The 21,342-nt window shown below is 49.1% G+C and carries 27 protein-coding genes, 1 tRNA gene and 1 pseudogene; 10 read left to right on the top strand and 19 right to left on the bottom strand.

Features of this window, described 5'->3' with window-relative positions; genetic code table 11:
- Nucleotides 1-33 precede the first annotated feature (33 nt).
- From HRH59_RS15705 to dbpA, 3 genes are all read left to right on the top strand, one after another.
- Nucleotides 34-984 (top strand): M23 family metallopeptidase, encoded by a 951-nt coding sequence (locus tag HRH59_RS15705; protein WP_173502222.1) that lies wholly within the window; start codon nt 34-36, stop codon nt 982-984.
- A gap of 8 nt (nt 985-992) precedes the next feature.
- Nucleotides 993-1,328 carry a bactofilin family protein gene (locus tag HRH59_RS15700; protein WP_178089596.1) on the top strand — a complete coding sequence of 112 codons (336 nt, stop codon included), beginning with the start codon at nt 993-995 and terminating at the stop codon, nt 1,326-1,328.
- A gap of 163 nt (nt 1,329-1,491) precedes the next feature.
- Nucleotides 1,492-2,874: an ATP-dependent RNA helicase DbpA gene (dbpA, locus tag HRH59_RS15695; RefSeq protein WP_173502221.1), complete on the top strand. Its 1,383-nt coding sequence runs from the start codon at nt 1,492-1,494 to the stop codon at nt 2,872-2,874.
- A 221-nt stretch (nt 2,875-3,095) separates the two neighbouring features.
- Here dbpA and arfB read toward each other — a convergent pair whose 3' ends face one another.
- On the bottom strand, nt 3,096-3,515 hold the full coding sequence (gene arfB / locus HRH59_RS15690; protein WP_173502220.1) for an alternative ribosome rescue aminoacyl-tRNA hydrolase ArfB: 420 nt from the start codon (nt 3,513-3,515) through the stop codon (nt 3,096-3,098).
- Nucleotides 3,516-3,689: 174 nt separating this feature from the next.
- Here arfB and HRH59_RS15685 point away from each other — a divergent pair, with 174 nt between their 5' ends.
- The gene (locus HRH59_RS15685; RefSeq protein ID WP_173502219.1) at nt 3,690-5,600 is read left to right on the top strand and encodes a propionyl-CoA synthetase; all 1,911 of its coding nucleotides are present in this window, start codon (nt 3,690-3,692) and stop codon (nt 5,598-5,600) included.
- 132 nt (nt 5,601-5,732) lie between these two features.
- Complete coding sequence (locus HRH59_RS15680) at nt 5,733-6,797, top strand: DUF5924 family protein (protein WP_173502218.1); 1,065 nt, start codon at nt 5,733-5,735, stop codon at nt 6,795-6,797.
- Here HRH59_RS15680 and HRH59_RS15675 read toward each other — a convergent pair.
- A complete protein-coding gene (locus tag HRH59_RS15675; protein ID WP_173502217.1) occupies nt 6,730-7,017 on the bottom strand; it encodes a hypothetical protein in 288 nt (95 codons plus the stop codon). The genes HRH59_RS15680 and HRH59_RS15675 overlap by 68 nt on opposite strands.
- 135 nt (nt 7,018-7,152) lie before the next feature.
- On the opposite strand from HRH59_RS15675, the gene HRH59_RS15670 reads away from it, so the two are divergent.
- Entirely contained in the window at nt 7,153-7,623 is a 471-nt protein-coding gene (locus tag HRH59_RS15670; RefSeq protein ID WP_173502216.1) for a DUF4124 domain-containing protein, read from the top strand.
- Between the two features lie 144 nt (nt 7,624-7,767).
- Nucleotides 7,768-7,841 (top strand) — tRNA-Gly (locus tag HRH59_RS15665).
- 3 nt (nt 7,842-7,844) lie between these two features.
- On the opposite strand, the gene HRH59_RS15660 is transcribed toward HRH59_RS15665, so the two are convergent.
- Both HRH59_RS15660 and HRH59_RS15655 read right to left on the bottom strand, forming a co-directional pair.
- Nucleotides 7,845-8,132, bottom strand: a complete 288-nt coding sequence (locus HRH59_RS15660; protein WP_173502215.1) for a type II toxin-antitoxin system RelE/ParE family toxin — start codon at nt 8,130-8,132, stop codon at nt 7,845-7,847.
- Nucleotides 8,125-8,337, bottom strand: a complete 213-nt coding sequence (locus tag HRH59_RS15655) for a hypothetical protein (protein ID WP_173502214.1) — start codon at nt 8,335-8,337, stop codon at nt 8,125-8,127. Before HRH59_RS15655 ends, HRH59_RS15660 begins: the two co-directional genes overlap by 8 nt.
- A gap of 211 nt (nt 8,338-8,548) precedes the next feature.
- Between HRH59_RS15655 and HRH59_RS15650 the strand changes: the two genes are divergently transcribed.
- The gene (locus tag HRH59_RS15650) at nt 8,549-9,469 is read left to right on the top strand and encodes an alpha/beta fold hydrolase (protein WP_173502213.1); all 921 of its coding nucleotides are present in this window, start codon (nt 8,549-8,551) and stop codon (nt 9,467-9,469) included.
- A 2-nt stretch (nt 9,470-9,471) separates the two neighbouring features.
- Entirely contained in the window at nt 9,472-10,584 is a 1,113-nt protein-coding gene (locus tag HRH59_RS15645; protein ID WP_173502212.1) for an RNA polymerase sigma factor, read from the top strand.
- 28 nt (nt 10,585-10,612) lie between these two features.
- On the opposite strand, the gene HRH59_RS15640 is transcribed toward HRH59_RS15645, so the two are convergent.
- The 5 genes from HRH59_RS15640 to HRH59_RS15620 form a co-directional block, all read right to left on the bottom strand.
- Entirely contained in the window at nt 10,613-11,560 is a 948-nt protein-coding gene (locus HRH59_RS15640) for an HAAS signaling domain-containing protein (RefSeq protein ID WP_173502211.1), read from the bottom strand.
- A 2-nt stretch (nt 11,561-11,562) separates the two neighbouring features.
- A complete protein-coding gene (locus tag HRH59_RS15635) occupies nt 11,563-11,907 on the bottom strand; it encodes a PadR family transcriptional regulator (RefSeq protein ID WP_173502210.1) in 345 nt (114 codons plus the stop codon).
- Between the two features lie 239 nt (nt 11,908-12,146).
- Nucleotides 12,147-12,398, bottom strand: a complete 252-nt coding sequence (locus HRH59_RS15630; RefSeq protein WP_173502209.1) for a hypothetical protein — start codon at nt 12,396-12,398, stop codon at nt 12,147-12,149.
- Nucleotides 12,388-12,900 (bottom strand): hypothetical protein, encoded by a 513-nt coding sequence (locus tag HRH59_RS15625; protein ID WP_173502208.1) that lies wholly within the window; start codon nt 12,898-12,900, stop codon nt 12,388-12,390. The genes HRH59_RS15630 and HRH59_RS15625 overlap by 11 nt, the downstream gene beginning before the upstream one ends.
- A 9-nt stretch (nt 12,901-12,909) precedes the next feature.
- A complete protein-coding gene (locus tag HRH59_RS15620; RefSeq protein ID WP_173502207.1) occupies nt 12,910-13,221 on the bottom strand; it encodes a DUF883 domain-containing protein in 312 nt (103 codons plus the stop codon).
- A 394-nt stretch (nt 13,222-13,615) separates the two neighbouring features.
- Here HRH59_RS15620 and HRH59_RS15615 point away from each other — a divergent pair, with 394 nt between their 5' ends.
- Nucleotides 13,616-14,770: a serine hydrolase domain-containing protein gene (locus tag HRH59_RS15615; protein WP_331460192.1), complete on the top strand. Its 1,155-nt coding sequence runs from the start codon at nt 13,616-13,618 to the stop codon at nt 14,768-14,770.
- 107 nt (nt 14,771-14,877) lie between these two features.
- Here HRH59_RS15615 and HRH59_RS15610 read toward each other — a convergent pair whose 3' ends face one another.
- The 10 genes and pseudogenes from HRH59_RS15610 to HRH59_RS15565 form a co-directional block, all read right to left on the bottom strand.
- Nucleotides 14,878-15,369 carry a hypothetical protein gene (locus HRH59_RS15610; protein ID WP_173502205.1) on the bottom strand — a complete coding sequence of 164 codons (492 nt, stop codon included), beginning with the start codon at nt 15,367-15,369 and terminating at the stop codon, nt 14,878-14,880.
- 547 nt (nt 15,370-15,916) lie between these two features.
- Complete coding sequence (locus HRH59_RS15605; protein ID WP_173502204.1) at nt 15,917-16,420, bottom strand: hypothetical protein; 504 nt, start codon at nt 16,418-16,420, stop codon at nt 15,917-15,919.
- A 103-nt stretch (nt 16,421-16,523) separates the two neighbouring features.
- Complete coding sequence (locus HRH59_RS15600; RefSeq protein WP_173502203.1) at nt 16,524-16,943, bottom strand: GNAT family N-acetyltransferase; 420 nt, start codon at nt 16,941-16,943, stop codon at nt 16,524-16,526.
- 91 nt (nt 16,944-17,034) lie between these two features.
- Nucleotides 17,035-17,559, bottom strand: a complete 525-nt coding sequence (locus tag HRH59_RS15595) for a hypothetical protein (protein WP_173502202.1) — start codon at nt 17,557-17,559, stop codon at nt 17,035-17,037.
- 128 nt (nt 17,560-17,687) lie between these two features.
- Nucleotides 17,688-17,915 carry a hypothetical protein gene (locus HRH59_RS15590; protein ID WP_173502201.1) on the bottom strand — a complete coding sequence of 76 codons (228 nt, stop codon included), beginning with the start codon at nt 17,913-17,915 and terminating at the stop codon, nt 17,688-17,690.
- Nucleotides 17,916-17,960: 45 nt separating this feature from the next.
- A pseudogene (locus HRH59_RS15585) lies at nt 17,961-18,935 on the bottom strand (IS3 family transposase).
- Between the two features lie 11 nt (nt 18,936-18,946).
- On the bottom strand, nt 18,947-19,255 hold the full coding sequence (locus HRH59_RS15580; protein WP_218573544.1) for a transposase: 309 nt from the start codon (nt 19,253-19,255) through the stop codon (nt 18,947-18,949).
- A gap of 575 nt (nt 19,256-19,830) precedes the next feature.
- Nucleotides 19,831-20,139 (bottom strand): DUF3601 domain-containing protein, encoded by a 309-nt coding sequence (locus HRH59_RS15575; protein ID WP_173502200.1) that lies wholly within the window; start codon nt 20,137-20,139, stop codon nt 19,831-19,833.
- A 95-nt stretch (nt 20,140-20,234) separates the two neighbouring features.
- Entirely contained in the window at nt 20,235-20,519 is a 285-nt protein-coding gene (locus tag HRH59_RS15570; RefSeq protein WP_173502199.1) for a hypothetical protein, read from the bottom strand.
- Nucleotides 20,520-20,592: 73 nt separating this feature from the next.
- Entirely contained in the window at nt 20,593-21,204 is a 612-nt protein-coding gene (locus tag HRH59_RS15565; protein ID WP_173502198.1) for a hypothetical protein, read from the bottom strand.
- Nucleotides 21,205-21,342 lie beyond the last annotated feature (138 nt).

Here is a 21,342-nt window from a genome sequence, read left to right as displayed (position 1 = left end):
TTATTAGCCAACCATTGAGCATATCCGGCCCGAATGAAAGATCGTATTATCATTTCCGTCTCGACAATCAATGGTACACGCCATTTTAATGTCAGTAAGTTGTTTAAACGCAATGCCGTGATCGCCATGTGGCTGGCCTTGTTTGGCCTGCTTATCACCGCCGCAGTTATCGATTATTTGGTGCGCAGCGTAGAAAAAAGCCAGCAGCAACGTTCTCATTTGTCACAGCACGCCAACAGTTTACGCAGCGAAATTGCTGAACTGACCAGCAGCAAATTACAGCTGGAACAAGAGCTGAATGTGAAACAAGATGAAATGTTGCAGGTTATTAACCGAGTCGGCGAAATCGAACTGGCATTGGGGCTGGAACAGCAATATCCGCAGAACTTAGAAAACCGGCTTGATACGGCGTCAGTGAACTCGTCTGCCCGTCAGGCGATGCTACAGCTGGTGCCAAACGGTTCACCACTGGACTTTAACCGGCGCTCGTCGCGGTTTGGTTTGCGTAGCCATCCTATTGTCGGCAAGCAACAGCATCACAAAGGCGTCGACTTATCCGCCAATCGCGGCACGCCCATTTATGCCCCTGCTGATGGCGTTATTGAAGTAATACGGCCAAGCAAATCAGGTTACGGCAACTTACTGAAAATCCGCCATGCTTTTGGTTTCTCTACCTTGTATGCACATTTAGATGAGTTCAAAGTAAAAAGCGGCCACTTTGTGCACAAGGGCGAGCTGATTGCTACTTCAGGCAATACCGGTTTATCTACCGCACCACATTTACACTACGAAGTACATTTCCTTGATCGGGCGCTTAATCCGCAAAGCTTTATGGATTGGGACGCCACTAACTTCGATCTGGTGTTTGAAAAGGAAAGGAGCATTAAATGGGACTCTTTAGTAAGCATGCTGGAAACCAAAGCAAGCACACAGTTACAACTGTCATCGCACAAGGATGCTCAATTAACGGCAACCTCCGATTAAGTTGCGATATGCAGGTAGATGGCTATGTTGAAGGCAAAATTGTCAGCGACAAAACCCTGATTATCAGCGCATCCGGCCGAATTAAAGGCGAAGTTACCGCCGACAAAGTGATTATTAACGGCTTGTTTGACGGTGAATGCTATGCCAACAACGTGGAAATTTTACCTCAGGGTAAAGCCCACGGTGTTATTCATTGTGATGATTTAAGCATAGAGCGCGGCGGCAGCTTTCTGGGTAAAACCCTGCCTACCTCATCCGAGCATGTTGTCAGCCTGCCAAAAGAAGACAAAGAACAAGCCGCTAAAACGCTTGAAAATAAAACCGCCGGCGACAAAACCGGCTGATCTGGCTTTCGCTAAAAAAACGCTAATCCCTCTGCACAGCAAGGCCCTTGCCGGCCTTGCTGAAAATTTCAGCATCAACTGATGCAAAACCTTCGCGTTCTGCTACAATGCCGCCCCTTTTGCAGGCAATGGCCCGCAGTTTTTTCTTTTGCGGAGCAGCAGCATGAGCAATACCTCTTTTTCCAGCCTGAATTTACCGGACGCTTTAATCAGCAATCTGAACGATTTAGGCTACAACAGCATGACAGACATTCAGGCGCAGGCGTTACCGGCGATATTGGCCGGCAAGGATGTTATCGGCCAGGCTAAAACCGGCTCGGGCAAAACTGCGGCCTTTGGCCTGGGCCTGCTGGCCAAATTAGATGTAAAGTATTTCCGCGTGCAAACGCTGGTGTTGTGCCCTACCCGCGAGCTGGCGGATCAAGTGGCAGCAGAGCTACGTAAATTAGCGCGCAGCATTCACAATATTAAAATTCTTACCCTGTGTGGTGGTGTACCTATAGGCCCGCAAATTGGCTCGCTGGAACATGGTGCGCATATTATTGTCGGCACCCCGGGCCGGGTTATTGACCACTTAGACAAAGACCGCCTGCGACTGGACGATTTAACCACTCTGGTATTGGATGAAGCCGACCGCATGTTGGAAATGGGCTTTCAAGCCGATTTAGACGCGGTTATCGCCAAAGCCCCTGCCGCACGCCAAACGTTACTGTTCAGCGCCACCTACCCCAATGCCATCGCTAAGCTAAGCGAGCGCCTGCTTAAAGATCCGCTGCAGGTAACAGTGGCAGAGCAGCACAACACCAGCAGCATACAACAGCAGTTTTTTCAGGTAAGTGACAACCACGCCCGCTTAAGTGCCTTAAGAGCATTGCTGCTGCAGTATCAGGGCCAAAGCAGCATGGTATTTTGCAATACCAAACGTGAAACCCAGGACGTAGCCGACGCACTTCTCGGCTACGGTTTCAGCGTACTGGCACTGCACGGTGATATGGAGCAAAAAGACCGCGACCAAACTCTGGTGCAATTTGCCAATGGCAGCGCCTGCATTTTAGTAGCAACCGATGTCGCCGCACGCGGTTTGGATATCAGCAGCGTTGATGCGGTATTTAACTACCAGCTGGCGCACGACGCCGATACCCATACTCACCGTATTGGCCGCACCGGCCGCGCCGGCCAAAGCGGTATCGCGCTAAGCTTATTTACCGCTGCAGACGCCGGTAAACTTATCCCGCTGGAAGATGGCCTGGGCATTAAAATTGATGCCGCTGAGCTGCCGGCTGTGGATATTGCCACGTTAAAACCCGCCAAACCGTTAATGGCGACGCTGCAACTGGATGGTGGTAAAAAGCATAAAATCCGTGCCGGCGACATAGTCGGCGCCCTTACCGCCAGCAAGCAACTGACTAACGATGACTTAGGTAAAATTCAGCTGCACGATATCTGGAGTTTTGTTGCGGTAAAACGCACGGCAGTAAAGCTGGCACTGCAGTTAATCCAACAAGGCAAAATTAAAGGCAAAAGCATCCGCGCCAGAGCGCTGTAATAATTGCCGGCATTAACCTCTGCGTGAGAATCGGTTTGCCCTAAGTGAACCGTTGAAGGCATGGATGCTGACAAATTCGCCGGGAGCGAATTTGAACAGCTGTGCTGGTCCGCAGGATGAGCTTCAAGGATGAAGCTCATAATCGAGCTTACAAGGATGTATTCACGGCGTGTTTGCGTGGGCAAACCGGTTCATGCATAACTCCATAACTTTAATACGCCCTAAATCTGCGGCTTTCCCTGGCGTAATGCCTTAGTCGCGCCGCGCTGTTTTTTATGCTCCAGCCGCCGCTGCTGGCTGCCATAAGTCGCTTTCGTTGCCACACGTTTTTTTGCCACCCTGGCGGCAGATTGCACCAGTTCAATAAACTGCGCCAACGCCTGCTCGCGGTTCATCTCCTGGCTGCGGCTTTGCTGGCACTTAATAATAATTTTGCCGCTTTGCGTAATACGATGGTCTGATTTTGCCAGCAGCTTATCTTTATAAAACTGCGGCAGACTGGAAGCATTAATATCAAAAATAAGTTGGGCGGCAGTGGACACTTTATTCACATGCTGGCCACCGGCGCCACTGGAGCGGATAAACTGCCACTCCAGTTCGTTGTCATTAAGCAGCACACTGCCTGAAATCTGAATTGCCATACTGTCGCTTTAAGGTTACTGCGTTGATAACGCGATCAGACCATAAGCGGCGGCTTGATACAAGTTTAGCGACTAAGCCTAAAGTCTATGCACCTTAAGTCTAAGTTCGTTAACAGCACTTTTTAGCTAAAGTATGGCTATTGTCGTTCCCCCTACCGACGCGAGGATGCAAGTATGACAACGACGTCTCAAAGCCCTTATCAATCAGAGTATCACGCTGCCGTTAGCAGCCCGCAGCTGTTCTGGCAGCAACAGGCCGCTAAACTGAATTGGTACAAAGCACCTAACGGCATTTTGCAGCAAACCGATGACTACCATTATCAATGGTTTAGCGACGGCGTACTGAATACTGCTTATCTGGCGCTGGACAGCCATATTGAACAAGGCCGGGGGGAACAAACCGCGCTGATTTACGACTCACCGGTAACCAATACCAAACAGCAATTTACTTACCGTGAGTTGCGTGATGACGTTGCCCGCTTTGCCGGCGTGTTAAAAGCACTGGGCGTAGGCCGCGGTGACCGGGTAGTTATTTATATGCCGATGATCCCGCAAGCGGCAATAGCCATGCTGGCCGTGGCCAGGCTTGGCGCGGTGCATTCGGTGGTGTTTGGCGGTTTTTCGGCGCACGAGCTGGCACTGCGTATTGACGATGCACAACCTAAAGTGGTGGTAAGTGCATCCTGCGGCATTGAGATAAGTAAACTTATTGCCTACAAACCGCTTTTAGATGACGCCCTGGTTAAAGCGCAACATAAACCGGACTACTGTGTAATCTATCAACGGCCACAGCTGCAGGCTGCTATGCAAAGCGGCCGCGATCTGGACTGGCAACAAGCCATGGCTAAAGCCGAAAGTGCGCCCTGCGTGCCGGTAAAAGCCACCGATCCGCTATATATCCTGTATACCTCCGGCACTACCGGCAAACCCAAAGGCGTGGTACGTGACAACGGCGGCCATGCGGTAGCACTGAATTACAGCATGCAGGCGGTGTATAACTGCAAACCGGGTGATGTATTCTGGGCGGCATCCGATGTCGGCTGGGTAGTAGGCCACTCTTACATTGTGTACGGCCCGCTTATTGCCGGCTGTACCAGCGTATTGTACGAAGGCAAGCCGGTATTTACCCCCGACGCCGGCGCATTTTGGCGCTTGTGCGCCGAATATAAAGTAAACACCCTGTTTGCCGCTCCCACTGCATTTCGCGCCATTCGCAAAGAAGATCCGCAAGCACAGCTGCAACGCTACGATTTATCTGCCCTGCGCGCCATTTTTGTTGCCGGTGAACGGTTGGACCCGGCCACGTACCAATGGGTGCATGAGCAACTTGGCAAGCCGGTGATTGATCATTGGTGGCAAACCGAAACCGGCTGGCCTATTGCCGCTAACCCGGCAGGGCTTGAGTTAATGACCGCCAAACCCGGCTCTTCAACCGTGCCGGTGCCGGGCTTTAATGTGCGCATTCTTGATGACAGCGGCAAAGTGTTACGTGCCAATGAGCAGGGTTATATTGCGCTTAAGCTGCCGCTGCCGCCCGGCTGCTTAAGCACCATCTGGGGCAATGACGAACGCTTTGTTGCCGGTTACCTCGATACGTTCCCCGGCTACTACGCCAGCGGCGATGGCGGTTATATCGACGAAGACGGCTATTTGTTTGTCATGGGCCGCACTGACGATGTGATCAACGTCGCCGGCCACCGCTTATCTACCGGTGAAATGGAGCAAATTGTTGCCAATCACCCCGCCGTGGCAGAATGCTGTGTTATCGGCATTCATGAGCCCATCAAGGGCCAGCAACCCTTAGCACTGTTGCTGCTTAAAAACGGTATTACGGTAGACGAAACCATTTTAGAGGCCGAACTGGTGGCGATGGTGCGTGAAGAAATCGGCGCCCTGGCGTGCTTTAAAAAGGCCATCGTCGTTAAACGGCTGCCGAAAACCCGCAGCGGTAAAATTTTACGCAAATTACTGCGGCAAATTGCTGACGGCGCAAGCTACACTGTGCCCTCCACCATTGACGACCCGGCCAGCGTGGCCGAAGTAGCGCAATATATGGCAGCCAAAGGGCTGATTAATCAGCCCTGATCGCGCGGTAAAACAAGCCACCAAAGGAAAGTCTGTACAGTACTGGTAATAACACGGCGAAACAGCTTATGCTAGGCGCATAAGCTGTGTTGTATTAGTGCCCGTAACGGGCAGTCCGGAGCCACCACCCGCATGATATCGCCTGTCAGCCTGATGCAAAAAACCGTTGCGCTACTGCAGCGCCGGCCCGGGCTTTTGGCCGTGCTGGCCTTTGTCAGTGGTGTTGCCAGTTATATCCTGGTAGAACGCAAAGAGTCGCTGGCACAATTTATCGCGGTGTTTTTATTGCTTAGTTGGCTGTGGCTGTTGCTGGATAACTGGCTGAGGGACCGGATAGAGCAGCGTTTTGGTGTTGCCTTATCGCCCAACGTTGTGCGGTTTGCGCTGCAAATGGTGCATCAGGAAAGCCTGTTTTTTGCTTTACCGTTTTTTTTGGCGGTTACCAGCTGGCACCATGGCCAGGCGGTATTCACCGGGCTTATCGTGCTGTGTGCTCTGGTATCCGTCGTCGACCCGTTATACTTCAAAAAACTGGCGCCACAACGCACCTTATTTGTGGTGTTTCATGCGTTTGCATTATTTGTGGTATTGCTGATAGTGTTGCCGGTATTGCTGCAACTTACCAGCAGCCAAAGCCTGGCGGCGGCACTTGCCACGGCAGTAATATTAAGCCTGCCGGCCCTGGGCGCCATACTGCCAAACGGCCACTGGTGGCGTATTCCTTTACTGTTGCTGTTACTCAGCGCGCTCAGTGCCGGTTTATGGCAACTGCGCAGTTGGGTGCCGCCGGCCGCTCTGCGCCTTAACGCCATAACCTTGTCACATGATATCGACTACGAACAACGTAAACCCGGCCGCAGTATTAGCCGGCTGGATGAAACCACCTTACACCGCCAGGGACTGTTTAGTTTTACTGCGGTAAAAGCGCCGCGTGGCCTGCATGAGCAAATTTTTCATGTTTGGCTGCACAACGGCAAAGAAGTAGATCGTATAAAGCTGGATATTACCGGCGGACGCGCCAGCGGCTACCGTGCCTGGACCCGCAAGCAAAATTTCCCTGCCAACGCCGTGGGCAAATGGCAGGTTCAGGTTGTCACGGAATCAGAGCAGCTTATCGGCCTGATCCGGTTTAGCGTAACTGCTGCAGTGGCTGAACCGGCAGCGGCTGCTGAGCCAGAGCCGCAGGCGGATCTTTAACCGGCTGCTTACAGTGCTGTTTAAGTAAACGCTCAAGCTCTTTTTGCCGCGCCTGCAGCTGCTGGCCATGCTCTGCGTTATAAGGCTGACGCAGCTGCCTGCGCACCTCTAACCGCTGCGCATTTAACATCTGACACTGAGACTCAGTGAATTGCGGCGTAGCCTTTGCCACGGCGGGTAGTAACACAAATGCCAGTAACGCAGTCAGCATAAAACGCATATCAGCTTTCAGCCCTGTAATATTCCATTGTCCCGAGTATAACGTATCTGCTTTAGTGCAAAACAACAATTTCAGGGTGCAATTTTGTCCCTGATTATCTATTATTACCCGTAACAGGAATGTAAAGGTATTCAGATGAAAACGTTATTAATTTTGTTATTGCTGTCGCCGCTTATCGCATCCGCCAACGTGTATAAATGTAAAGTCAAAGGTGTTATTACCTACAGCCAAATTCCCTGTAGTGAAGATGTGCAGGTAACGGATTACGCCAGAGAAGAAGCCACCGCAATGCTGCCGCAGAATAACAGCACTGCCGCAGAAGCAGCAGCAACCATGGACAGATTAAGCGAGTCGGTAAAAAAGCGCGATATGCGTATCAACATCAACCGGCTGCAATCGGATAAAACCAACAAACTGGCAGAGCGCAATAACAAAATGGCGCAACTGAAAGAATCAAAACGATACTCCGCTAATAACCTCGCCGGTGCCGTGCGAAACGAAAGCCTGTCGGAAGAAATGGCCGCTGTTGCAGCGCAGTACGATACCGATGTGCGGGCGATAGATATTGAAATAGACCGTTTAACAGAAGCATTAAAACGAATGTAGACCATCTTTTTGTTTGTGACGGAATAAGCATTTTTCAAACCATGTGCCGCGCGTCACGAATAGCTGTATTTAACTGCGGCAGGCCATTGACAGATCTCAAGCCGCGCTTTACTTTAGCGGCTCTTATCTGCGCAGTTTGCTACTGCGGGTGTAGTTCAATGGCAGAACGAAAGCTTCCCAAGCTTTAGACACGGGTTCGATTCCCGCCACCCGCTCCAGTTTTACGGCAAGTTTTCCCGGTAAACAGTCAGAATTTCAACCTGTATCGCTGTTACCCGATATACAAAACTGTATTTTTTATAGCAGATTTTTCGTATATCAGTGCCGTATTCCGGCATTGGTATGCCTGAGTCAGGAAATTCTATCAGCACTTTATTTAGCCATAACTCAAACTGATTTAAATATTCGACAATAAAGGTGTTTGGTAAACTTTGTTCAGACAAGTGAGTTGCTATTTGTTCAAGGCGTTCACTGGCTCTGGGTGAAAAAACCAGCGTTAGTTTACTCATACCTGGCGCGGATGCTGTTAAACACATCGGCCGATTTTAACGCTTGCCCTTGCTCTAACTGACTTAGTGACACCTTAATGTCATCGCCAATACGTTTTGTCTGTACAAACTCAGCAAAGGCACGTGCGACCGATTGCGGATTATCGCCGAAAGTCTGTTTTAAATCAGCTTCCAGTGCAGGATTGTCTATTTGAATATTTAACATTTACATACTCCACTTACTGTTGCCTGTTCAGCATACTGTGTAACTGAGTGTAGCTCAACTGTCCGGCACAGCTTCCCAAGCTTTAGACACGGGTGCGATTCCCGCCACCCGCTCCAGTTTTATTGCCGGTAAAATATTTTCAGTTTTTTGTCACAGCCGGTTTAGCTGGCGGTACTTAGTAATGTCACTCACTCATTACTAAGGTATCAACATGAACAACAACACAAACAAACCCACTAAATCGAAACAGCAACACAACTTCTGGACTCACCTCGCTATTTCACTGACTATTGTCGGCGGCATGCTGGCGACAAACTTTAGCAGCAAAGCTGCTGAGAGCTTTAGTGTTGAGGTAATCGGCAATGGTAAACCGGTGCTGATGATCCCGGGGTTAATGTCAGATGCCCGTGTTTGGCGCCCCACTGCAGAGGCACTGGCCGGGCAATATCAGCTGCATTTAATCAGTATTGCCGGCTTTGCCGGTAAACCGGCGATACAAGGTGAGTTGCTTCCCACCGTAAAACAACAATTACTGCAGTATATCGACCAACAACAATTACAACAGCCAGCCGTGATTGGTCACAGTTTAGGCGCCTTTATGGCGTTTAATCTGGCAAGCACTGCACCGGATAAAATTGGTACCGTGATCGCTGTCGATGGCCTGCCGTATCTGGCACCGGTATTTACCCGCACTAACGACACCACAGTGGCAATGATGCAGGGCCAGGCGGGGTATTTGCGCATGCAATACCAGCAGATGACCAGCGAACAGCTTAAGGCCATGACCGCGCAAGGCCTGCTGATTCAGGCAACCAGCGCGACACACCAACAACAAGTGCTGGATATGGCCGCGGCGTCAGTTCCAAAAGCCGCAGGCCAGGCGATATATGAACTGCTTACCACCGACTTACGCCCAAAAGTACATAACATCACAAGTAAGGTGCTGCTGATTGGCGCCAGTGGTGCTATGGCAAATGAGGCCGACCGCCGCGCCGCCACAACGCTGTATCAACAACAAATTGCATCAATTGCCAATGCCACACTTGAGTTTAATCATCAGGCACGGCATTTTATTATGCTGGACCAGCCAGACTGGTTAACTGCACGCATTGCCAGCGCATTAAAGGATTAAGCATGAGTATTTCAGTGACAGAGCAACTATTACTGCCGGATGTCAGCGCCGCACAATCGGGTGATATGCGCGCCTTTGAACGGCTGGTAGCTCGCTGCCAGCGCAGTGTCAGCAGCATAGCGCTGGCGATAGTAAAAGATTTGGATGCCAGTGAAGATATTGCCCAACAAGTATTTATCCATATTTGGCAGCAACTGAACACCCTGCAAAACCCGGCCAGCTTTTTACCCTGGGTACGTCAGATCACGCGGTACCTGGCCTTTAACTACCTGCGCGATAATAAGCTAAGCAGCCAGCTAAGGGGTGATGAACCCGATAGCATATTGGCAGCGTTTGCCAGTGATACTGAACTGACTGACGACTTGGCCAAAGCGCAGCAAAACCGCATCATGGCAGATTTTATCAGCCGCTTACCCGAAGATAGCCGGGAAATAGTGTTGCTGTTCTACCGTGAAGAGCAAAACAGCCAACAGGTGGCAGAGCTGCTGGGCTTAAGCGAAAGCAACGTGCGTAAAAAGCTGCAACGGGTGCGCGAACTGTTAAAAGAGCAATTACTGGCTAAATACGGCAGGCTTGTTCTTACTACTGCACCGGGGCTGGGTTTAACCAGTGCTATTTGCAGCGCGCTAACCCTGGCAAGTCCGCCGGTTGCCGCCGCTACGGCAAGCGCGGCAGCAGCCAGCCAAAGCTCCTGGCTGGGCAAAATTACCCTGCTGCTGAGCGGCGCCATGCTGGGCGCACTGGCCGGTGTGGTCGGTGTTATTGCCGGTATGCGCCAACCGATAAAACGCGCGGCCAGCATTGAGCAAAAACAGCAGCTAATTACATTGCGTAACCGCACTATTGCCTGGGTTATCAGCTGTGGGGTGCTGTTAACTGTCAGCTACGAGTTTACTGCCGGTGCCTGGGGGCCAATCAGTGCTTTTACGCTGTTTATTAGCGGCTTGTTTTGGGCAAACTACCGGGGCTGGCAGTTAATGCTGCCGCAGTTAAAACAACAGGGCACAGCGGCTTACCGCAAAAAGCAACTGTGGTGCGTGTTCGGTTTACTGCTGGGCTACGGTGCCGGTTTCGCCGGTTTAATTATTGGCTTAAGCAATAGCGGCCGCCTGTAGCAGGCAGCCGCATTCTCTGTTACACAAACTATTTCAAGTTACGCAGCCGCAAGCTATCACGCAAGGCTTCCCAAGCCGGGAACAGCGCGATAATCACCAGAGTTATCATGGCGCTACGCTCAATTTGCTGCAAATTAAACACACCAAGCCAGCGCTCAGTGTTAAGCTGCAGCAATGGTGAGGTGCTGGCCAGATATAGCGCTATAACGGCAATGGTGGCGTTAAGCAGCACATGGGTTGCTAACATGTTGCGGCTCCACAGCCGCTGGCGCAACTGCCACAAAGAATGCACTATACCCAATACAATTAGCGGCGTGCTGTATTGCAATATCAGCCTGACATTGCTGCTAAGTAACAGAGCACTCTGCGCCAGTTGTTCAGCCGACATATACAACGGGTACCAAATCACTACCAGCAAGAAAATGTAGCTGGCTAAATCAGTAAAAATATCCTGTAACTTTATGTGCTGCCAACCAGGCCCGGCTGGCGGCAGTTTCTCCGGTTGCCAGTTAGCGCCACAGCCAGTATTAGCGACAGGCTGCTGACGTGACATAAGCCAATAAGCCAGGGTAATAGAGGTAAAACCAAAGCAGGCTTCGTCGATAAAGCCGCCAAACAGGGCAAAACCGTAGCGTATCAGGCCCATATTGGCACTGCTTAGCCAATACGTCGTCACCTCAACCAGATGCAGTACAAATAATATGCCCAATACCATAAATAAGGTGTTTTTATACAGCGCCATATAGCTGGCATTGATAAATGGCTGTGGCGGCACATATTGCTGCGCTACTTTGCGCGGATGGCCCATTTGCTTTAGCAGCGCTGCAATATCCGCCTCAGTTAGTGCGCCTTGTTGTTCTGCCAACGCATCCAGCTGGTCCATAATATTGGCGGTAAGCTCACGACCAATTTCATCACGTTTTACTTCGGGTAACTCACGCTGCACAGCAGCAATATAACGTTTTACTAATTCCATTGTTATTTCTCCTTCGATGCTGTGCCCAGCAAGTTGCCAAGCGCGCCGTTAAGATGTTGCCATTCGTCGGTTAACTGGCCGAGTAACTGCGCACCCAATTCAGATAGCTGGTAATAGCGACGCTCGCGCCCTTCGCCCTGTTGCCATTCGCTGGTCAGTAACTCCTGCTCGGCCAGCCGGCGGATCAGCGGATACAAAGTGCCTTCATCAATATCAATACCGCCATCCTGCAACTGTTTGCGCAGCGAGTAACCGTAGTGCGGCTGCTTCAGCGATGCCAGCACCGCCAGTACCAGCACGCCGCGACGCAGCTCCAATCGCATCTTGTCTAATTGTGCAGAGGTCATAGTCGTTGTTTCCTATACTGTGCACCGCATACTGTGTAGCGCACAGCAATATACTAGGTGGTACACAGTACAAAAGCAAGCTGCTCCGGCAAAGAAAAAAATATCAAAAATAAAGTAATTAAATTCAATTGCTTAAAATTAATGCTATAGAGGAGGTGTATTACAACAGAGGTGAATAAAGCTGATACAAGCAAAAAAATGGCGCCCCAAGGCGCCAGCTTTAATAATTTAACCGCGGGTTATAACAATAGTTTTATCCAGCGCAGGCCTACCAGACTGCGTACAGTTTTCACGCTGCTGTTATGCCGCAGTTGAAAAAGCATACCGGCGCTGAAACTGAGCATTAAGCCGGGCGTAGAGCCGATAAAGCTTAGTGCACGCTGACGCAACAACCAGTTTTCAGCCAACAGCAATTTCTGCCGTTGCCGGCCCTGCTCTGCCAACTCTGCTACCCGCAATCTTTGCCGGCTCAATAACTTATCAATCAGCATGGTTAGCTCCGGGATTAGTTTTTGCCCTTGCCGGCTGTTTGGCAAACAGCACGCGGCGTAATTGCCGCCAGGTTTTGCTAAAACCAACCTGTGACAACACATAACTTAAACTGCGCCAGCACCACCACAGCACGGCAACTTGTAACAACAATAATGCCAGTGCTGCAATAACCACAGAGCCGGTAGCCTGAAACAGCAGATAGCCCAACAGCGACAAAATAGTACCCCAAAGCAAAATCAGCCCGGCACCAAAACACACTACCAGAGCGGCAGCAATGGTAAGGCTGCGGCCGGTTAAGTGCCACTCTGCTTTTGCGGTTTTTCCGGTCAGTTTAACTTGTTCAGTGTAATGCTCAGTTACCGACCAGCCCAGCGCGGCCAACTCTGTCAGTTGGTCCAGCGCCTGCTCTGTCAGCGGCTTGGTCGCTGCTTGCTGTTGCGCCGCGCCAAGCTCAGCGCCGGGTGCTTGCGCTGCAGCCTCAGACGTTTCACGGCTATGCATACGCCGGCCTTAGCGGCGACGCAGTAAAGCGCTGACCAGCATGCCGGCCGCAAAAGCAATACCGGCTGCTGCTACCGGGTTTTGCGCGGCAAATTCACGGCTTTTGCTGTAACCGCTTTGCAGCTGCTGTTTAATTTCTTCCTGCTTATGCGCCAGGCTTTCCTGCGAGCTGGCGGCGGTTTTACGCAAACTGTCTTCTGCGGTGGCCGCTTTTACCGCCATGGCATCGACAGCATGATGCGCTGCTTCACTGGCTTTTTCGGTTACCGGTGAGTTTAAACCGCTGTTGGTTTTACTGTTCGCACTTTGAGAAGTCGCCATAATATGTCTCCTTGGTAAACACGGGGAAAGCAGCAAAATGCTGCAGGTTGTGTGTTGCATATAGCCACAAAAGGAACTGCAATGGCTGTACCAGTATAGAATAAAACAATAAAAACAGTTACTTATTATAAATAACACTCTGTTTATGCATGAAAATCAGCACTGCAGGCTGTAGAACTTACCCGCCAACGGTAATCTTTACAGGGTACTCCGGCTTAGCTAAACATAAAATGAATGCTCTTTATAAGCTACCGCGGCACTTTCTTAACACTGTTTATATAAAAAGCAATCGCAGCATAGTGTTATCCAGCCGCAAATAAGCTTAATGGCTATTGCAGGGCACTGGCCGCAGGGCCACTATGGCTGTTGCCGTGTTATCAAACAGGAGCTTACTGTGCGTTGTTTTTCTACCTTACTACTGGTGCTGTTGGCGCTACCGCTATCGGCGCAAACCTATTACCCACCGCGTGGCGATTGGGCCGCAGTACCACCGCAATCACTGGGTGTTAATAGCGCTAAACTGGCGGCGGCTGTTGACTACGCTATCGCCAGCGAGAACCCGGCTGCAAAAGATCAGGCCATAGTGCAAGCCACTACTTTTGGTGCAAAAGAGCCCTATGATCAGATCATCGGCCCGATGGGCGTGCGCGCCGCCGCTAACGGCCTGATTATTTATCAGGGCAAACTGATTGCGCGCTGGGGCGATGTCGACAGTGTGGATATGACCCACAGTATCGCCAAAACCTTTTTAACTACAGTAACCGGCCTGGCATGGCAGCAAGGTTTAATCCGTGACCTTAACGACAAAGTTGACGCTTATATGCCACATGGCACAGCGCTTTACGAGGGAGAGCACAACAGCCAAATTCGCTGGCAGCATTTGCTGCGCCAAACCAGTGACTGGCAAGGCACGCTGTGGGGTAAACCCGACTGGGCTGACCGGCCCGAAGGCAAAACCCCGGCCGACTGGCCCAACCGGCCACTGCGCACGCCGGGCAGCCATTACAAATACAACGATGTCCGCATTAACCTGTTAGCGCTGTCCACCTTGTATGTTTGGCGTAAACCACTGCCTGAAGTGTTGAACCAGCAGATTATGCAACCTATCGGCGCGTCCTCTACCTGGCGCTGGTATGGCTATGACAACAGCTGGATTGAACTAGACGGCCAGAAAGTACAATCGGTTTCCGGCGGTGGCCATTGGGGTGGCGGTATCTTTATCAACGCCTGGGACTTAGCCCGCTTTGGCTATTTATTCTTGCGCGATGGCCAATGGCAAGAGCAACAATTAGTCAGTAAAGATTTTATAGCGATGGCAAGAACCGGCGGCAGCGCCAATGCCGAATACGGTTTTGCCAACTGGTTTTTAAACCCGGGCCGTAAAGCCCTGCCCAACGCCCCGGAAACTGCCGTTACTTTTCAGGGCGCGGGCCGTAATGTGATTTATATCGATAAGGACAATGATTTGCTGATTGTCACACGCTGGATTGGCAATGGTGACGAGCTAAACCAACTGGTGGGTAAAGTGCTGGCAGCGCTGCCGCAGTAGATGCGCCGGCAACGATCTTGCTGATGGATAATAAACTGGCCGCTGCCGCGGCCAAAAGACCGGTTGCCCTGCCTGTCGACTGCTTCAGGGCCCATAGATGTTAAGCTTTAAAACTGATAGCCAAGCTGTAAAAACCCATTAATTTTCTCTTCATATTTAGCATTGGTGGCATGGGCGGAGATGCCAAAATTAAAGCCGGGTTTATCAATACCATTCATAAAGTAGGTATAGCTAATGCCTGCTGCATAATATTGATTTTCTACAAAATTAAAGCCGTTGTCGTCAAGGTATACATAGCTCTCACTGCCGGCTTTAGTTACATAAACACCGACACCATGTTTATTTGAATTGGAATTAAAAAGATCAGTGACAATCCAGCCTGCACCAAAACCACAAGTGGAACCATACATTGAGCTGTATTCAACGCAACCTGCTGAGATATATTTCATATCACTAGCCGACAAAAGTGCGAAGTTTACGCCTAATCCACTGTAAATAGCCCCCAAACCAACCCCAACAGAATATTGACGGTCAAAAGTGCTTTCTTGGGCGATTAACGAACCTGAGATAAACGATAAAACTAATACAAGCTTCTTCAAGGTACATCCTTTTATATTTGATTTATTTACATCACATTGATACTTAAAGACATTGAGCGGTTAACTTGTTGTGATCCCGGCGCCGCAGGCGCGTTGTACCTGCGTTTGCCAGTAAGGCGTATAACCGAATGTATTACTAAAAAAATTTGAGTAAGTACCACAGTATTAAGGTAACAGTTACACCAAACACCGCGCCATAGATAAAGTACTTACGAAAAACTTGAGACGATTCATTTTGTGCCATATTCAGATTTTCCTTATCTAAAGATTTAAAGTTGAGATGTAACTTTTACCTACATCAAATCAACATCACTGACTCTATTGATTTCTACCATGGCGCTTTGGTTGTAATCATAAGGGGTGTATTTAGGCATTAGGTGTTGTCCATTTTTTAACCAGTCAACGCTATTTGATCACAAACTCGATCGGCTGAAAAGAGGTTTTTCTACAGCCTAAACGCCCCGCGCAAGCGCGCGAAATTGTGTGCGTCGCAGCAACCGAAGGCTGCAAATGACGCGGCTTGTTATGCTCACCAAGTATATAGGTGTCAAAACCAAATGCTATCACCAAATTTTAATGTGAATAATCTAGTATCAGGATCCGTTTTATATATGTTCAATGATTCTTTTCCCATTCCCCAGTTCAAATTTCTATCTCCTGACCAATACTTCTCTTTCACATTTTTAACAGGTACCAAAGTACCGTTGATTTCATTATTAGCATCTACCAATACTGCAAGATAAGGTGTTGCGTTCCCGAATGCCACGCAGGCTGAATCTATCTTGTCTAGGTGATCCTGGAAATTATCAATTTTAACTCTCCCCGCTCGCTCACCAGAGTTTCTCGTTCTTCCTTTAACGGATATACCAAGGTATTCACCACTAATCGGGTTCCTGGCCAAGATGTCAATTCCTGTGTGATCAACCAACGCTGTTTCGAAGCCATTCCTTGAAAGAACATACAAAACAAGATTTTCGAAGAAATTTCCGCATATTTTCGCATGCCTAGTGCTGCGATTTACTAAAGACTTAGAATGCTCGATTTCACTCATATATCTACCTCCAAAATCTTCAATCCGAGAAAACACCAAGCGAGGCAAGCATAACGCGCGTCCTATGCCCGAAGGGCGTGTACAGGTGCGAATTGTTATCTGCCTATATATTAATTGAAAAGTACTTTGCCTCAAATGACATACCATTGTTTTGGTAGAACTTATGTGCTTGTTCACGAGCAACACCAGAAACCAAGCGAACTTGATTGCAGTTATTGGCTTTTGCGTACTCTTTCGCCCAATTAAGCAATTGCATGCCATACCCATTTGAACGTTTGTTACTGGACGTTACTAAATCTTCTATTTCAAGATACTTGCCAGTGTGCAACCACAATCCAATTCGGATACCCATAACTGACTTGATTTCAGGATTTTTTAGATAAATAAGTTTATAGCCTTGACTAAGCATTAGTTCGTGAATTAGTGCTACGAAACGATCTTTTTTAAGCTGAGGGCGAAGCTGGGATAAAACTTCGTAACACTCAGAAATTTCTTTGTCAGTTTCTGCAATACCTATTTCCATGAAATTTTTCTCTGTGGTCGCTTAACGCCGAGCACAGCGGCGCGAGTTTACGAGCGTCCGGCGGCCATCGGCCGCGAACTGCTGCGAATTGTTATGCATTTTCACGCACCACAGTATCTAGTGCTGACCGCCACAGCACCAAATTCGGCAGCAATGCGCTTAGCGTAATTTCACTTGTACCCAGTAGCTTGGCAAGCACATTGCTGAGCGGATAATCCAGCGATTCAGCAGTCTCGACCACAATTTTTTGCGTCTGTAATGCCAACCTACTCCTTGTTTCCTGGCCCACCCACTCAGCAGAATGTTTCCACCAGTTGGCGGCCGCATTCACCACGGAAATAAAAGTGAATTCTTCTGAGTAGCGAGGGCCAATATCCAAAGCTCTGCTTTTACTCACGCCGGTCAAGGTGAGCGTATCAGTTAAATATTGTTGTATTACTGAGAAACCAACGCCTATGAAATACTCCCCGCGGTCAGTCAGACCATCTGACTCAGGATCAACTGATTTGAAGATGAGATTGCTAACCTCGACTACTTTTTCATCAAGGTTATTCAGCAACTCTGCGAGAAATTGAAGTTCCCGATCTGCATACTCGCCCCCAACTTTCAGATACATGCACGGAAGCTCCTTTTTATGCATAACGCCCATAGCAACGGCGGCTGGAACGGAGCGAAGCGCAGTGTAAGCCGTCCAGCCCGCGCTTTTTGCGGGCGATGTTGCCTATGTTTGTTATGTGATTTTTACTACTCTTCATCACGTAGCCTATCTCTACATGTTGCGATAAAGTCTTTATAGGAAAGATCAGATTCCTGGTGCAAGGTCTTCTCAAAAACGCAGCATAGATTCCACAACGCTCTTTCTTCAGCTTGATCTTCAATGATTAACTTATCGGTATCACTGAATCTTCGGGTTAGCTCGAACAGGACCCAAGCTTCATCTTCTGTAAGCGAAATACTAACTTCCTTGCTCATAATCTCTCTTTACACTGTTCTTACCCATAAAAAGTAGACACCCGGTTATGCGCATTTGCGCTCAAACTCAGCCGGGCTGACGTAGCCAATCGCTGAGTGCCTACGGACACGGTTATAAAATATCTCTATGTACNTCTCTCTTTACACTGTTCTTACCCATAAAAAGTAGACACCCGGTTATGCGCATTTGCGCTCAAACTCAGCCGGGCTGACGTAGCCAATCGCTGAGTGCCTACGGACACGGTTATAAAATATCTCTATGTACTCGAAGATACCCGACTTCGCCCGCTCAATCGAGTCGTAATTCCCGGCATAAATCAGCTCCACTTTAAACCGGCTGAAGAAGGCTTCCATCGCCGCATTATCCCAGCAATTGCCTTTACGGCTCATGCTCGGCACACAGCCGGCATGCATTAATTCATCCTGATAGGCGGTTGAGCGATATTGCACACCGCGGTCTGAGTGCACTATCAAGCCCGGCTCTGGCTGTCGTCGTGCCAGCGCCATTCTCAGTGCCTGCGTAATCAACCGCTCTGTCATGCTGCTATCAAGCGACCATCCCACTATCGCTCTGGAGTATAAATCCATCACTGTGGCCAGGTATAACCATTTATCTTTCAGCCAGATATAGGTGATATCTGTGGTCCAGCGCACATTGGGTTTCTCGGCGTCAAACCGCCTTTTCAGCAGGTTATCTGCTACATTGGTCATCGCTTCAGTGCGTGGGCCGTAGCGAAACGCCTTGCCGTTACGTGCCCGTATGCCTCTGGCTTTGAGGATGCCGGCAACAGTGTTCAGGCAACAACTCACACCCAGCGCATTCAGCTCTCTAACCAGTCTGGGCGCGCCGTAGCGCGCTTTGTAACGAGCGTAGCTGTCCATTACCTGCTGCTCAAGCTGCTCCCGTTTAACGCAGCTACGGCTGGGTTTACGGCCCCGCCAACGATAAAAGCCGGAGGCTGATACGTCCATTACCCGACACATCAACCTAACCGTATACTGCCCTACATATTCGCTTATCAGGGCGTACTTTACTCCTGCTGCCTGGCAAAGTACGCAGCTGCCTTCTTTAGGAATTCATTTTCCTTTTTCAGCGTATCCAGTTCACGCTTTAACTGCCGGATTTTGTCGCTTTCATCCTTGGAATAATCCACCCCATTCAAGCTGTTAAACTGCTTATCAGACAAGCGGTTAAATTGAGCACGCCAGTTGTAAATCTGATTCGGGTGAATGCCCAATTCCTGAGCAACAGACGTCGCTGTTTTATCGGGTAAATCAGACAATCTTACGGCTTCACGACGGAACTCTTCTGAGTACGCCTGGGTTTTATGTCTGGCCATCTTGCACCTCAGTGTCAGGTACGATACCTAACTATAGAAGGTGTCTACTGATCATGGGTAACTCGGCTACCTAACGCTAAGCACACGGGCGGAAAAACGCGTTAGCGTTTGACGTCCCAGCAGCCGCAGGCTGCGAGTGATGCGCCTTGTTAGCTTTGTTTAGTTTGCGGTAATTAATGTAGATGTTGGCCACAAGTAAACACCGTTATTTATGTAATATGACTTTAAAACCGTCATTTTACGCATTTTGAAAATATCAGGTACGCCGCCAAATCGTTTATCGAATACTGCAACGGCTTTGAGTCTGCGTACACGCCAAATATAAAACTCACGACTGCCTTGCTTTAACTTTGCAGCCTCTTTGGTAGCAAACCGATGAATCAAGGTTTTAAGTTGTCTCTGTGGTAAGTTTTGCCACACAAACACCCGAAGCAATGGGCTGCCTTTTTCTAATTTCCAGATACGATGCAGGTCGTTTTACTCCGTAAAGCTAACGCCCGGCTTTTGGGCGGACTTGCAGCCGCGCAGCGGCGGAAAGGCCGTCCCAGCCCTGAAGGGGCGACAACAGCCGATTGTTAGATTGCTTGCACAAACTGATCTAGCGCATCAATAGTTGCTCCCTGCTCTTCATCTCGCCATTGCATAGGAATATGCCATTCCTGCTTTCCATCAAATGATACAAACCAAGAAAGCCCATCATCATAAGGCAAAAACGAATAGCCCAAGAACAGCCACTCTTCGCCTTCGCAGTGAAGGTGGCGATCGTAATCTGCAAACTCTCGTATCACCCGGTATCTTTTGCCTGAGATGAGAAACTGATGTTGCGAGCCGCAGTTGGGAGCTTTTGCGCTGCTCCAGAAGCCTAATTTTTCTGGTCCGTACATATCTCAAAATCTAACGCCCGCCACAAACGCGAGCAACTTGTTGCGAGTCGAGCGCCCAACGGGCGCGTTTTTGGTGGCGTTTGTTAGAAGCCATGTTACTTGAAACCTAAATACATTACGAAACAGCCCATGCCGATTGGCATGAGTAAAAAATTAACAACTGTCGCGTACTCTTTTTTAACTAACGCGAAAATTCCTATAGCCAAATGGGCACATGAGATAGCAATAGATACAAAGCCAGAAACGATTAGTAACGGTGTATATTCGATATCTGGAAAAAGCAAATACGCCGCGATAGCTGGTGGCAAAAGTAAAACTAAGCCCGTAGCCTGGATTGAAGAGTCATTTATCAATTGAATGTACTTTTTCACAGGACTCATTCAATGGCCTTCTAACGCCCGCGTAATAGGCGCGAGCTTGCGAGCGTCCTGATTGACGCGTTTGTTCTACGTTTCACTTTCTGCTGCCTAGAAAGAGTTTCATTGCCAGACCGAACACCAAACCGCCACCTAACCAGATAGCTGCTTGAATGGCAATTGCGCTAGGAGTTAACTGATTTTGGAAAATTTTTGGCAGTACCATAATGCAAAACATCAAGACCCCATAGGTTAAGCCCATTTTGAGCCAATTTGTTTTTTTGGCCTCAGGGAGCTCACTTGATACAACTTCAGCAAAGCGGCTTTTTTCTTTCTCAATCCATTTTTTCTCGCCGAATATTTTTAACCAAATCCAAATTGGGAATGTTAGGACAAGTAATATAAGGCTGGTGATATTCCAAAGGCACGGTATTCTTCCGTGGCACTCTGGGCATACATAGCCAAACCAGTGGCCAAATGTATTGCTTTTAGACCAGAGTCTACCGTCATTCAGCGCACTACATTCTGGGCATGGAACGTACTGCCGCTCCATTAAAGGGGCATCACTGGTTTTATCTATTAGGGTTACCTTGGGGATTCTCTGCCCAAGAATTAGCTCATTAAATGCAAGTCCAGGGTTAATAATCCAATGGAGCAATATTGGGTGCGGAAGCTTCCATACTTTGTATTTTTCTTTATCAAATTCCATATTTACTCTGTACTCTATTCATGGTTGGCGTAGAACGCCCGCATTTGCGGCAGGTTTGGAGCGCAGCGGAAAAGCAGTCCGACAACATGCGCTTGTTACGTTTTGTAGTGGTCTAATAAAACCGGACACCATTTTAGG

The sequence above is a fragment of the Rheinheimera lutimaris genome, assembly GCF_013283795.1.
Lineage (GTDB): Bacteria > Pseudomonadota > Gammaproteobacteria > Enterobacterales > Alteromonadaceae > Alishewanella > Alishewanella lutimaris.
The sequence above is the reverse complement of the archived record's forward strand: the minus strand, read 5'-3'. Positions and strand labels throughout refer to the sequence as shown.

Coding starts and splice junctions, on each gene's coding strand:
- HRH59_RS15645 (WP_173502212.1), top strand. CDS start 9,472: ATGAGTATTTCAGTGACAGAGCAACTATTACTGCCGGATGTCAGCGCC.
- HRH59_RS15705 (WP_173502222.1), top strand. CDS start 34: ATGAAAGATCGTATTATCATTTCCGTCTCGACAATCAATGGTACACGC.
- HRH59_RS15595 (WP_173502202.1), bottom strand. CDS start 17,559: ATGTATCTGAAAGTTGGGGGCGAGTATGCAGATCGGGAACTTCAATTT.
- HRH59_RS15570 (WP_173502199.1), bottom strand. CDS start 20,519: ATGAGTCCTGTGAAAAAGTACATTCAATTGATAAATGACTCTTCAATC.
- HRH59_RS15675 (WP_173502217.1), bottom strand. CDS start 7,017: ATGCGTTTTATGCTGACTGCGTTACTGGCATTTGTGTTACTACCCGCC.
- HRH59_RS15640 (WP_173502211.1), bottom strand. CDS start 11,560: ATGGAATTAGTAAAACGTTATATTGCTGCTGTGCAGCGTGAGTTACCC.
- HRH59_RS15650 (WP_173502213.1), top strand. CDS start 8,549: ATGAACAACAACACAAACAAACCCACTAAATCGAAACAGCAACACAAC.
- HRH59_RS15635 (WP_173502210.1), bottom strand. CDS start 11,907: ATGACCTCTGCACAATTAGACAAGATGCGATTGGAGCTGCGTCGCGGC.
- HRH59_RS15590 (WP_173502201.1), bottom strand. CDS start 17,915: ATGAGCAAGGAAGTTAGTATTTCGCTTACAGAAGATGAAGCTTGGGTC.
- HRH59_RS15620 (WP_173502207.1), bottom strand. CDS start 13,221: ATGGCGACTTCTCAAAGTGCGAACAGTAAAACCAACAGCGGTTTAAAC.
- HRH59_RS15700 (WP_178089596.1), top strand. CDS start 993: ATGCAGGTAGATGGCTATGTTGAAGGCAAAATTGTCAGCGACAAAACC.
- HRH59_RS15660 (WP_173502215.1), bottom strand. CDS start 8,132: ATGAGTAAACTAACGCTGGTTTTTTCACCCAGAGCCAGTGAACGCCTT.
- HRH59_RS15630 (WP_173502209.1), bottom strand. CDS start 12,398: ATGCTGATTGATAAGTTATTGAGCCGGCAAAGATTGCGGGTAGCAGAG.
- HRH59_RS15655 (WP_173502214.1), bottom strand. CDS start 8,337: ATGTTAAATATTCAAATAGACAATCCTGCACTGGAAGCTGATTTAAAA.
- arfB (WP_173502220.1), bottom strand. CDS start 3,515: ATGGCAATTCAGATTTCAGGCAGTGTGCTGCTTAATGACAACGAACTG.
- HRH59_RS15680 (WP_173502218.1), top strand. CDS start 5,733: ATGATATCGCCTGTCAGCCTGATGCAAAAAACCGTTGCGCTACTGCAG.
- HRH59_RS15625 (WP_173502208.1), bottom strand. CDS start 12,900: ATGCATAGCCGTGAAACGTCTGAGGCTGCAGCGCAAGCACCCGGCGCT.
- HRH59_RS15605 (WP_173502204.1), bottom strand. CDS start 16,420: ATGAGTGAAATCGAGCATTCTAAGTCTTTAGTAAATCGCAGCACTAGG.
- HRH59_RS15580 (WP_218573544.1), bottom strand. CDS start 19,255: ATGGCCAGACATAAAACCCAGGCGTACTCAGAAGAGTTCCGTCGTGAA.
- HRH59_RS15575 (WP_173502200.1), bottom strand. CDS start 20,139: ATGTACGGACCAGAAAAATTAGGCTTCTGGAGCAGCGCAAAAGCTCCC.
- dbpA (WP_173502221.1), top strand. CDS start 1,492: ATGAGCAATACCTCTTTTTCCAGCCTGAATTTACCGGACGCTTTAATC.
- HRH59_RS15685 (WP_173502219.1), top strand. CDS start 3,690: ATGACAACGACGTCTCAAAGCCCTTATCAATCAGAGTATCACGCTGCC.
- HRH59_RS15670 (WP_173502216.1), top strand. CDS start 7,153: ATGAAAACGTTATTAATTTTGTTATTGCTGTCGCCGCTTATCGCATCC.
- HRH59_RS15565 (WP_173502198.1), bottom strand. CDS start 21,204: ATGGAATTTGATAAAGAAAAATACAAAGTATGGAAGCTTCCGCACCCA.
- HRH59_RS15600 (WP_173502203.1), bottom strand. CDS start 16,943: ATGGAAATAGGTATTGCAGAAACTGACAAAGAAATTTCTGAGTGTTAC.